Raw genomic sequence first — 11,607 nt, 5'->3', positions numbered from 1 at the left:
TCTACAGCGCCGGCCAGACCGCCACCATCACGAATGTCGGCACCCTGACCATCGCCAGCAACGGCGACTACACCTTCTCGCCCGTGGCCGACTGGAACGGTGATGCGCCGCAAGCGACCTACACCACCAACACCGGCAGCTCCAGCACGCTCACCTTCGATGTGACCCCAGTGGCCGATGCGCCCATCGTCACCATCGAACTGGGCGCAGCCAGCATCAGCACCACAACCATCAACACCGCCAACGTCACAGCCAGTGGTCAGGGCTATAGCGTCAGTGCCATCGGTCTCGACGGTAATCCAGGGGTAGTTTCCATCAACGGCAGTCCCGATGGCTTCGGGGTCGCGGGAGGTGCCTCCGGCAACGATAACGAACTGGGCCAATCTGGCGGTAAGTCGGAACGGCTCGTTGTGGAGTTCGATGCCCCGGTCGCTAGTGCGACCGTTAGCTTTGCCTGGCTGCACACTGGCGAAAGGGCGACCTATGAACTGTTCGACAGCGCCGGCAACTCCATCGGCAGCGGCACAATCGCCGGGCTGACCGATGTCGTCGATCCAGCCATCACGCTGACCAGCAGCACCGGTGCGGCGATCAGCCGAATCGAGTTCAGCGCCCCGAGCGGTGGTGATAACGACTACCTGATCAACTCGATCGAGTTTGTCTCCAACATCGACTATCCGTTGACCATCACGGCTACGCCGACGGACATCGATTACTCCGAGTCGATTGCCAGCATTACGGTCGAGATCCCCACTGGTGCCACCCTATCCGCCGGTACAGATAACGGTGACGGCACCTGGACGCTGCTCCTTGAAACAGTGGGCACTTATAATGTGGCGATTGATCCCGACACCAAGGCTGTCACCATCACCGGCTTGGAGATGACTGTCCCAGGCAACCCGGTTGGCGACCTGAGTGTGACCGTGACGGCCACGGCTCAAGACGGTACGGACACCGAATCGACTGCCACTACCATCACCATCGGTGATACGGGCGCCCCCGAAACCGGCGATGTAGCCGTTGTCGGAAATGAGGATTCCGGCCCCATTGCCATCATCCTGAATGCGACCGATGACGCCAGCAGCATTGCCAACTTCACCATCACCAGCCTACCGGCGAACGGCACACTGATCTACAACGGCCAGGAGGTCCTGATTGGCCAGGCCATTCCGGCAATCGGCAATCAGGCCAGATTGAGCTTCACACCGAACACCGACTGGAATGGCAGTACCGACTTCCAATACCTCTCGAGTGATGTCGCCGGCAACGTGGATCAAACGCCGGCCACCGTTTCCATCCTGATCAACGCCGTCAACGACGCGCCGATCAATCAATTACCGGCTGGCTATGTCACCAATGAGGACACGGCGATCAAGCTGAGCGGACTGTCGGTGAGCGATGTGGACGCCGCTTCGGGCCTGATCACCGTCACCCTGGCAGTTGCCCGCGGCAGCCTGAGTGCTGCAGCAGCCAGCGGCGTCAGCGTGAGCGGCACGGGCAGCGGCACCTTGGTGCTCAGCGGCACCCTCGCCGACATCAACGCCTACCTGGCATCGCCGGCGACCCAGCCGAGCTATGTTCCGCTCAAGGATGACAGCGGCAGTGTCACCCTGAACATGACCAGCAACGACGGTGGCAATACCGGCGCTGGCGGCGTGCTGACTGACACCGACACCAGCGTGATCACCATCAATCCGGTGGCCGACGCCATACCCGGCAGCGATGTCTCGATCGTCATCGGCGCGCCAGTCGTCAATGAAATCAGCTTCACTGGCGACGTCGGCCTGACCGGCAAGAGCCAGTACACCTTCGGCAATGGCGTGACCATTTCCACCGGCAGCAACGCCACGTTCAACTGGTCGGGCGGCAACAATCTGGGGGTCAACAGCCCGGGCGACAACGGCACCCAGTCCCAACGCATCGACGGCAACGAAGCGATCAACTTCAGCTTCCCGACCGGCATGCAGTACCTGGCGCTGCGACTGAAGAACTCTGCCGATGACGTGGTCAAGATCAGCAGCAAGCTGGAAACCGCCGACCTGGTGGGGCAGAGCACGCTGACTGGCGCCATCAGCACCTCATCCACCAGCGTGGTGTCCTCTACCAACCTCAAGGTGGAACTGCAACTGGAAGTGGTCAACGCCGGCGTCACCAGCACAGTGACCCGTGTTGCCACGGTCACTACAGGCGGCAGCTGGTCCGTGAACCTCACCGGCATCACCGGCACCATCACCAAAGCCACGCTCAACGCCACGCTGGACGGCGGCCTGTTCAATCAGGGCGGCAATGAATCCGCCAACGTGACCTATTCAATCAGCGCCGACATGAGCAACCTGGCTATCGGCCTGGGCGCTGCAAATGCGTTCGGCGCCAACGCCAAGAACAACGGCTTCCAGATCGAGTACATCGCCATCGACCCCAACCCGACGGGTCTGACCAGCTACAGCTATCCGCTGGACGTGTATGCCGTGGTGCAGGACAAGGTGGGCACGCCAGAAACCATCACCAGCTTTACGCTCAGCGACCTGCCGGCCGGCTCGTCGATCAACGTGGTACTGGCCGACGGCAGCTACCAGGAAATCAACGCCAACGCCCAGGGCGTATACGACCTGAGCCCTTATGCGTCCCTGTTGAGCAGCCCTACGGCGGTCTCGGGCACCGACAAGATCTACCTGGTCACCAGTTCGGCGCTGCCCACTGGCTTCGCGCCGACGCTGTCTCTCGAGATCACTGACGGCGCCAGCGTGGCCAAGACCATCATCGGCGGCTCGGCCAATTCGACCTTTGTCGGCGGCACCGGCAACGACTACATCAGCGGCGGCGCCGGTCAAGACAGCCTCAATGGCGGCGCTGGCAACGACACCCTCGACGGCGGTACCGGCAACGACATCCTCATCGGCGGCGCCGGTGATGACATCCTGCTCGGCGGCACAGGCGCCGACTCCTTCGTCTGGCGTGCGGGCGATACCGGCAACGACAAGATCACCGACTTCAACGTCGGCGAAGGCGACCGCATCGACCTCAGTGATCTGCTGCAGGGCGAGAACGATGGCAACATCCTCAATTTCCTGCGCGTCGATACAGCGACATCGACATTGGAAATCAGCACCACTGGCCAATTCGGCGCAGGCGGCAGTACCGACGTGACCATTCACCTGGAAAACGGCGGTGCCAACGTCGATCTATCCAGCTATGGGGCGACCTCATCGGACATCGTCAACTCGCTGATCGCGGGTGCCGACCCGATCGTCAAGATCGACCACTGACGGCCAAAACCCCGCTAACATCGGTAAGCGGGGTTTTCGTTCAAGGGAATTCGTTGGCGCTAGGGAGTGATCGATGTTGTATGTGAAACGCGATACTTGGGGCAACCTGCAACAGGTTGAGGCATCACCGTTCGAGGGTATGGATGGCGAGCTCGCCGCTGATGATCAGGAGGCGCTGGCCTGGTTTGCCAATCAGACGGTGGAGAACAGCCTGCTCCAGCTCCAGCAGAGCGACCTGGATATGATCCGGGTACTGGAGGACTTGATCACCGTGCTGATCCAGAAAGGGGTTGTACGCATCACCGACTTGCCCGAAGCGGCGCAATCCAAACTGGTCGGCCGCAGCAAGGCACGGGATGCCCTTGGCGGGTTGCATCGGCTGATCGGTGACGATGATTCCGGATTGATCTGAGCAGCAGCGACTCCAAGGCTGCGCGGCTGAAGCCACTCCCACAGGTTCCATTATCAGTTAGTAGGCTGAACCGGAACGCCATCCGCTCATGAGCGCAGCGTACACGGCGTACTGCTTCGCGAGTACGCCCTACGGTGTGGGCCATGCCCATGACCAAGTGCTCCAGGCTAAGGTCTGGTCGGGCACTCCCTGACGCAAATCACCTCAACTCCAGCGACCCGGTTCGCCAAACAAGCGGCCCTGTACGCCCTCGATCCCCATGTCACGCAAGGCCTGCCACTCGCCGTCGGTTTCGACCCGCTCGGCGATCAGTGGCAGGTCGATGCTGTTGGCGGCCCGTTGCATGGCCTCGATGAACAGGCGCTTGTCGTTCTCGGCGTCGATGGCGCGGATATAGCTGCCATCGACCTTGAGGTAGCTGAGGCCGAGCTTGGCCAGGTTACCGATCATGCTGAAGCGCCCACCGAAGTGCTGCAGCCCCAGGCTGAAGCCGAGGCTGCGCAGACGCACGGTCAACGCCTCCAGGGCCGCGGCATCGGGCAACTGGTCTTCGTCCAGCTCCAGGGTCAGGCGCGCGCCCAGATGTGCATGCTGACGCAGCCGCTCATAGAGTTGCTGCAGCGCCTGCGGATCGCGAATGGTGCTGCCGGAGAGGCTCAGCGCAACACTGCTGCTGTTGCTCTGCAGCTGCGCCAGTACCCAGTCGAGCATGGCCAGGTCGAGACGGGTGGCCCAGCCGAAACGCTCCAGCCAGGGCAGGAAGCGCCCCGCCGGTACCGGATTGTCCTGCTCATCGAGCAGGCGCGCGAGCACCTTGAGGTGCAGTACCTGCGCCGGATCGGCCGCGCTCACCACCGGCTGCACATAAAGCTGGAAACGCCCCTGATTGAGCGCCTGATCCAGCAGACCGTGCCAGCTCTGCCGCTCGTCGGCGGCAGGCCGCTGGGCGTCGTGCTCGCTGCAGGCCCAGCTCTGCAGGCTCTGGCTGCTGGCCTGGGCCAACGCCGCATCCAGCGCGGCATAAATGGCCGCGAGCTGATCGCCCGGAGCGAAGGCCGTCATGCCGATATGCGCGACCGGCAAACAGTCGCTGGCGCCGGTCTGCTGCAGGCTGGCCAGGGCACCGTCCAGGCTTTCCGCCAACTGCTCCGCCTCACTGCGATCGAGGCCGGCGGCCAGCACGGCAAACTCGCCACCCCGATTGCGCGCCAACAGGTAGCGGCCCTGGCTGAGTTGCTGCAACTGCACGGCGATGGCCTTGAGCAACTGGTCGGTACGTTGGCCGCCCAGGCGCTGGTTGAGGCCGGCCAGGTCGTTGACCCGCAGCAGCAGCATGAAACCGCTACCGGCGTGCTCATCGAGACCCACGCGCGCCTGCAGCTGCAGATCGAAATAGCGCCGATTGGCCAGCCCGGTGAGGCTGTCCTGATAAGCCTCGGCACGCAGCTTCTCGCTGCGCGCGGCTTCCTCGGCGAACAGTGCCTTGAGCTTCTCGACCATCTGGTTCATGGCATTGACCACCCGCCGGAACTCGGGAGTCTTGGGCAGCTCGGGCAAGCTGAGAAACTCACGCCGGGCGATGGCGTTGGACTGCTCGACCATATAATCCAGCGGCCGCAACTGGCGCTTGAGCAGCAGTACGCCCAGACCGATGCAGAACAGCCCACTGAGTGCCAACCAGAGCAGCACACCGAGGGCGCTTTGCCACAGTTTGCCGACGGCGAACAGCGGATGGCTGACCACTTGCACCCGCGCCGCCTGACGCCAGCCGTCGCTGACGATGGCATCGCCGCTGGCGGGTGCCAGATCCACCAGATTGGCGAACCATTGCGGCGCTTCCCCGCTGACCGGCACCCCACTGCGCTCGACTATCACCTGCCCATTCGCCGGGTCGAGCACCCTGATGCTCTCGAAGTAACCACTGTCGAAAATCGAGCTGACCATCAGCTCGATCATCGCCACATCCTCGACATGCGGGCTTAGCGACAGCCCCAAGGCTGTCGCCGCATCCTGGGCATGGGCGCGCAATTGGTTGACCTGCTGCTCGCGCGAGCTCTCCACGCTGACCAGAAAACTGCCGGTGAAACTCACCAGCATCAGCACGCAGATAGCGATAAACAACTGCTTGAACAGTGACATCAGTGACCCCCACTAAGCGCGTTCAAGGAAATCCCTCGGCGCGCATTTTTTTCAACAAATCCTGCCAGCGAGACAGCCGCTTGCTGTCCCCGACTTGCTTGCCGCCGCCTGCACCGGGCAGCCACAGCCCCTCGGCGTTGAAGGCATAGACAGGCACCAGGTCGCTACGCTGACTGGCTGGCTTGATGGCATCGATCAGGTTATCCAGCACCAGCGGCATGGCCTGGGGATGCTGGTAATAGGTGAGCACCATATGCGCCTGATTCAAACGCACCGCCTTGACGTAGGTGATGCGCAACTTCTCGCTCGGAACCCCCAGCTGGCGCAGGCTGAAGTACTTGGCGAGGGCATAATCCTCGCAATCGGCGGCCCCGCGAAACAGCGCCTCGACGGGCGTGGCCCAGTAATCGTTGACCTTCCATATCTCGATATCGTCACGAAAGCGCAGACGCAGGTTGAAGAAGCGGTTGACCGCTTGCAGCTGCTCCATTTCGCTGACCCCGGCCTGCTCCTGCAGCAGTCGCTGCCAATCATCGATGCGGCCACGACCCTGCCCAAGCGGCCCGTACAACTGTTCGGCACGCTTGCTGATCAGGCTGAAATCCCAGTCGGCCGCCAGCGTACCGCAGACCAGTAAAACGGCCAGCAGCAAGGCCGCCAGCCATGGCCAGCGACGATACGCGCGCGCAATTTCGATACGACCGGTCTGCAAACTGAGGATTCCACACATCAGGCCCGCGCCATGGTGCGGGCGACGTCGGCAAAACACAAATGCCAACTGCCATCATCCTGAAAATGCGCAGAAGCGAGGCGCCCTGAACCGGCTGCCGGCGCAACTCACATGCACGACACAACGGTCGGATCGAGGATATGGCGATAGACGAAGAGCCAGGACTGGCGCCGTCAAGGGCTATCGAAACAGCTGGGCGATAGCCGAGATCAGAGGTTGCGAAAATATCGAAGGCCGTCGCGAGGGCGTCTTCAGGTGTGCGTAACGCAGGCGATGTCAGCTGAGCCGGCGCCCCTGCCCGCAGAACGCACGCTACGGCTTGCACGGTAGCGTGCGCTGCGGCGGTTCAACTAGTCGTGCTGACTTTCCCAACCGCGGCGATCACCAGTGCGCGAGCCGTGGTCACGTTGTTGCCGATTCGAAGAGCGCTGTTGCTGCTTATGCCGATTGTTCTGCCTGCCGTCCCAGCCCTGATGCGATTGCGCTGCGCGGTGGTCTTGACCGCGCCGATCGCGGCGCCCGTCATGGCGCTGCTCTATGCGACGGTCGTTGCTGTAGTGACGCGTCTGCGGTGCAGGCAGGTAGCGGCGTTGATCATGCCGACGATCATCGTAACGGCGCTGCTGGTAATGGTGGTCACCGTAGGAATGCCGCGGGGCGACATACACCGGGTAGCGCTGCACCCGATAGCGGCTGTCCGAATAGTGATGGCGGTCATAGCCCGAGTAACGGTGACCGTCGCCATACACCGCACAACCGGTTAGAAACAGCCCCAGCAGGGCAACAAGCATGGCTTTATGGAGCATGGAGACCTCCGTGAATACGATAAGAGATCACCCGTCGCGCAGCAAACGGGGGGCAATCGTGTCTGTCGGCTTGTGGGTACCTGTAGGAGCGGCCGGGCGGCGTTCCGCTTCAGCCGCGAAGCTTTGCTGTGCCGCGAAGAATTCGCGGCTAAAGCCACTCATAAAATAATCAATAAAATCAATGAAATATTGGTTTTTTGATAAGAGGAAGGCCAGCGACTGCTGGCCTTCCGGGTACTCTCTTGAATAATTGGACAACTGGCCGGGGGAGAAAGTGCTGGACTAGCAGCGGCCTTTCTTGGCCTGCCCTGGCGGGCAGTGTGGCGGGCCACCGCTGTCACCGATATCGATGCCGATACCCGGCAAGCGCAGACTGCAGGCCTGCACGCTGACGGCCATGATTGCAATGAGCAACAAGCTCAAACAGGTCCTCATTAGCAGCGCCCCTGCATACGCAGGCCCGGCGGGCAGAAACCACCACCATGGCCACCTTCATAGCCATCGACATGTATCCGCACCGGCTCGCCAATGCGTGCATGCACACCGGGTGCACTGACGCTGCAACCGCCAAGCAGCAGCACTAAAGCCATCATCGTTAATACACGCATCTGCAATACTCCCTAATTTGCCGCAGGCCTGAGGCACTCCGGTTGACACTCTGTTGCTACATTTCAATTACCGCAATTAGCAGATCTGACACTGTATTCAGCCAGACGTTCCTGCACCGCAACACTGCACACCAGCGCAGTCGCGCACCATAAGGGCGCACGACAGCGCAGTTTCGATAACGAGTTGACCCGCGCAGGCCCATGGCAGAGCGACGGGCACAACTGGCACGATGTTCGCTTAGGCTCAGGTGTGCAGGAATATCCCGTGGTGCATTAGGTGTTACGGGATCGCGGCACCACAATTTGCAATAGCCGACTAGGGTTCCGGCTCGCCGATCAGATGATCGACGAGTGGCTGGTCCGAGAGTTGGCGACCTCCTTCGAGGTTACACGGCGGGATAAAAGCCCGGGAGAACGCGTCCTCAGTAATGAGGAAACCGCCGCGCACTCCTGCCGCCCTACTCGAACTGGAGGTTCCCTATGCGTACGCCCCGCCTGATCGCAGTACTCGCCGCCGGCCTTGCCGCCACCATCAGCCTCACTAGCCACGCCGCGCCTAAAACCGACTTCAGCGTCTGCTGGACCATCTATGCCGGCTGGATGCCCTGGGAATACGCTGCCGCCGAAGGCATCGTCGACAAATGGGCGAAAAAATACGACATCAGTATCGATGTGGTGCAGATCAACGACTATGTCGAGTCGATCAACCAGTACAGCGCCGGCCAGTTCGATGGCTGCAGCATGACCAACATGGACGCCCTGACCATCCCGGCAGCCGGCGGCATCGACTCCACCGCGCTGATCATCGGCGACTTCTCCAACGGCAACGACGGCATCGTACTCAAGGGTGAGAAGAAGACCCTGGGCGACCTCAAGGGCCTGCCGGTCAACCTGGTCGAGCTCTCCGTCTCCCACTACCTGCTGGCTCGCGGCCTGGAAAAAGCCGGCCTCAGCGAGAAGGATCTGAGCGTGGTCAACACCTCGGACGCCGATCTGGTGGCGGCCTTCGCGACCGACGACGTCAAGGCCGTGGTCACCTGGAACCCCCTGCTGGCCGAAATCGAAGCCACGCCGAGCGTGACCAAGGTGTTCGACTCCAGCCAGATCCCCGGCGAAATCATCGACCTGATGGTGGTCAACAGCGACACCCTCAACGACAACCCGGCCTTCGGCAAAGCCCTGACCGGTGCCTGGTACGAAATCATGGCGACCATGAGCGCCGACTCGCCTGCCGGTAAAGCCGCCCGCGAGCACATGGCCAAGGCCTCCGGCACCGACCTGGCCGGTTACGAAGCGCAACTGGCGGTGACCAAGATGTTCTATTCGGCCAAGGATGCCGTGGCCTTCGCCAACAGCCCGAAACTGCCGGCGACCATGAGCAAGGTGGCCAGTTTCTCCTTCAGTCACGGCCTGCTCGGCGAAGGCGCGCAGAGCAGCGACGCCATCGGCATGAGCTTCGCCCGCGAAGTGGTTACCGGCGACCAGGGCAACCTCAAGCTGCGCTTCGACCCGAGCTACATGCAGATGGCGGCCGACGGCGCCTTGTAGCGGAATGCAGGCGTAGGGCGGGTGCAACCCGCGGGTTTCATCCGCCCTACATCACTGTAACCGCACGCCTTCATGTAAACGGCACATCGTAGGGTGGATGACGCTTCACCCATCCACCACCTCGCGCCTCCATGGTGGATGAAAAAAGCATCATCCACCCTACGCACGACGAGATAACTATGCGCCTGATCAACCGCCAACCCGAGCGCACCGGCCGTTTTATCCTGGTGCTGCTGCCCTTCGCCCTGCTGCTGTTCGCCTACTTCATGAGTTCGGCCCAGCGTCTGGCGGACAACCCCAACGACAAGCTGCTGCCCAGCGCCACGCAGATGGTCGCGGCGGTCGATCGCCTGGCCTTCAGCGAAGACAAGCGCAGCGGCAAGTACCTGTTCTGGGAGGACACGGCCGCCAGCCTCAAACGCCTCGGCATGGGCCTGGGCATCGCTGCCGTCGCCGGCCTGTGCCTGGGTATCGCCGCCGGCACCCTGCCGTTGCTGGGGGCGCCGCTGTCACCGCTGCTCACGGTACTGTCGATGGTGCCGCCCCTGGCCATCCTGCCGATCCTGTTTATCAGCTTCGGCCTCGGCGAGCTGTCCAAGGTGATGCTGATCGTGATCGGCATCACCCCGGTGCTGGCCCGGGACCTGGAACAGCGCGCCCGGGAAATTCCACCAGAGCTGCTGATCAAGGCGCAGACCCTGGGGGCCAGCACCTGGACCCTGATCCTGCGCGTGGTCCTGCCGCAAATCCTGCCGCGCCTGCTGATCGCCCTGCGCCTGGTGCTCGGTTCGGCCTGGCTGTTCCTGATCGCCGCCGAAGCCATCGCCAGCACCGACGGCCTGGGTTACCGGATCTTCCTGGTGCGCCGCTACATGGCGATGGACGTGATCCTGCCCTACGTGGTCTGGGTCACCCTGCTCGCCTGGCTGATGGACCTGAGCCTGCGCCAGCTGACCCGCCTGGTCTTCCCCTGGTATGAAGGAGCCAAGGCATGAGCTTTATCCAGATCAACAACCTGTGGCAGGAGTATGGCGACCAGGTGGTGCTGGAACGCCTGAACCTGAGCATCAGCGAAGGCGAGTTCTGCACCCTGGTCGGCGCCTCCGGCTGCGGCAAATCGACCTTTCTGCGCCTGCTACTGGGTCAGGAACGCGCCAGCCGCGGGCAGATCCTGCTGGCCGGCCAACCACTGGCCGCCGAACCCGATAGCAGCCGTGGCGTGGTGTTCCAGCGTTACTCGGTGTTCCCGCACTTGAGCGTGCTGGACAACGTCGCCATCGGCCTGGAGTTGCCCCGCTCGCCCCTGCTGGGCCGCCTGTTCGGCAAGGCCAAGCGCGAGGCCCGCGAACAGGCGGCGCAGATGCTGAGCAAGGTTGGCCTCGGCCACGCGCTGGACAAATACCCGACCCAGCTGTCCGGCGGCATGCAGCAACGCCTGGCCATTGCCCAGGCGCTGATCATGCAGCCGCGGGTGTTGCTCCTCGATGAGCCGTTCGGCGCCCTCGACCCGGGTATTCGCAAGGACATGCATGCACTGCTGCTGGACCTCTGGCGCGAAACCCGGCTGACCGTGTTCATGGTCACCCACGACTTGAGCGAAGGCTTCAGCCTCGGCACCCGCCTGCTGGTGTTCGACAAGGTTCGCGTCGACCCGCACGCGCCGAATGCCTTCGGCGCGCGCATCACCTACGACATTCCATTGAACAGCGACCGCCGCGCCAACCGCGCGGCGGTCGAGGCGTTGCCGGCGCACATCACCGGCAACCTGCAACCTGCTGCGTAAGGAGCACCAGATGACTGCCTCACTAACCCTGCGCCCCACGCTCTATGAAGAGCTGCTCCCCGGTGGCGGCCACACCTCGTTCGTGCTCAAGCGCGGTCAGTTGCTGCGCCTCACCGACCTCGAAGGCGGCGCCAACGTCAGCCTGCTGCTGCTCAATGCTGCCGAGAAGAGCGAGCGCCTCAACCTGCCCGACTCACTCAAGTGCCAGCACACCGCCAAGCTGACTGCCGGCCACTGCCTGTACTCGGACATGGGCCGCGTGCTCGCCGCCATTACCGCCGACACCTGCGGCTGGCACGACAGCTTCGGCGGCGT

General features: G+C 62.6%; 12 protein-coding genes and 1 riboswitch. Of the genes, 6 read left to right on the top strand and 6 right to left on the bottom strand.

The genetic code is table 11. The annotated features are described in order from the left end of the window. Together ABZE94_RS15980 and ABZE94_RS15975 are read left to right on the top strand one after the other, a co-directional pair. Window positions 1–3,266: beta strand repeat-containing protein (locus ABZE94_RS15980; RefSeq protein WP_372876473.1), on the top strand; the 3,266-nt coding region annotated here is incomplete at its 5' end. Window positions 3,267–3,339: 73 nt separating this feature from the next. Next, window positions 3,340–3,678, top strand: a complete 339-nt coding sequence (locus ABZE94_RS15975) for a tryptophan synthase subunit beta (RefSeq protein WP_372876472.1) — start codon at window positions 3,340–3,342, stop codon at window positions 3,676–3,678. A gap of 204 nt (window positions 3,679–3,882) precedes the next feature. Here the strand turns inward: ABZE94_RS15975 and lapD are convergent, their stop codons facing one another. The 6 genes from lapD to ABZE94_RS15945 all read right to left on the bottom strand — a co-directional run bounded on the left by lapD (window position 3,883) and on the right by ABZE94_RS15945 (window position 7,961). Next, complete coding sequence (gene lapD / locus ABZE94_RS15970; RefSeq protein WP_372876471.1) at window positions 3,883–5,817, bottom strand: cyclic di-GMP receptor LapD; 1,935 nt, start codon at window positions 5,815–5,817, stop codon at window positions 3,883–3,885. A 22-nt stretch (window positions 5,818–5,839) separates the two neighbouring features. After that, a complete protein-coding gene (gene lapG / locus ABZE94_RS15965; protein WP_372876470.1) occupies window positions 5,840–6,547 on the bottom strand; it encodes a cysteine protease LapG in 708 nt (235 codons plus the stop codon). Between the two features lie 350 nt (window positions 6,548–6,897). Continuing rightward, entirely contained in the window at window positions 6,898–7,353 is a 456-nt protein-coding gene (locus ABZE94_RS15960) for a hypothetical protein (protein WP_372876469.1), read from the bottom strand. A gap of 27 nt (window positions 7,354–7,380) precedes the next feature. After that, window positions 7,381–7,611: a hypothetical protein gene (locus tag ABZE94_RS15955; protein WP_372876468.1), complete on the bottom strand. Its 231-nt coding sequence runs from the start codon at window positions 7,609–7,611 to the stop codon at window positions 7,381–7,383. A 24-nt stretch (window positions 7,612–7,635) separates the two neighbouring features. Then, the gene (locus ABZE94_RS15950) at window positions 7,636–7,752 is read right to left on the bottom strand and encodes a hypothetical protein (RefSeq protein ID WP_372876474.1); all 117 of its coding nucleotides are present in this window, start codon (window positions 7,750–7,752) and stop codon (window positions 7,636–7,638) included. A 35-nt stretch (window positions 7,753–7,787) separates the two neighbouring features. Continuing rightward, a complete protein-coding gene (locus ABZE94_RS15945) occupies window positions 7,788–7,961 on the bottom strand; it encodes a hypothetical protein (protein WP_372876467.1) in 174 nt (57 codons plus the stop codon). A 305-nt stretch (window positions 7,962–8,266) separates the two neighbouring features. Then, window positions 8,267–8,376: riboswitch (guanidine-I (ykkC/yxkD leader) on the top strand. A gap of 65 nt (window positions 8,377–8,441) precedes the next feature. Between ABZE94_RS15945 and ABZE94_RS15940 the strand changes: the two genes are divergently transcribed. The 4 genes from ABZE94_RS15940 to ABZE94_RS15925 all read left to right on the top strand — a co-directional run. Then, the gene (locus ABZE94_RS15940) at window positions 8,442–9,509 is read left to right on the top strand and encodes a putative urea ABC transporter substrate-binding protein (protein WP_372876466.1); all 1,068 of its coding nucleotides are present in this window, start codon (window positions 8,442–8,444) and stop codon (window positions 9,507–9,509) included. A 179-nt stretch (window positions 9,510–9,688) separates the two neighbouring features. Further along, a complete protein-coding gene (locus tag ABZE94_RS15935) occupies window positions 9,689–10,504 on the top strand; it encodes an ABC transporter permease (RefSeq protein ID WP_238039681.1) in 816 nt (271 codons plus the stop codon). Further along, the gene (locus tag ABZE94_RS15930; RefSeq protein WP_238039682.1) at window positions 10,501–11,292 is read left to right on the top strand and encodes an ABC transporter ATP-binding protein; all 792 of its coding nucleotides are present in this window, start codon (window positions 10,501–10,503) and stop codon (window positions 11,290–11,292) included. The genes ABZE94_RS15935 and ABZE94_RS15930 overlap by 4 nt, the downstream gene beginning before the upstream one ends. Before the next feature lie 10 nt (window positions 11,293–11,302). After that, window positions 11,303–11,607 (top strand): DUF1989 domain-containing protein (locus ABZE94_RS15925; RefSeq protein WP_372876465.1); only part of this gene is annotated, 305 nt, incomplete at its 3' end.

It is taken from the genome of Pseudomonas sp., assembly GCF_041601375.1.
In the GTDB taxonomy this organism is placed as follows: Bacteria; Pseudomonadota; Gammaproteobacteria; order Pseudomonadales; family Pseudomonadaceae; genus Aquipseudomonas.
Note: the sequence above shows the minus strand (reverse complement) of the source record. Positions and strands in the feature narration are given on the sequence as shown.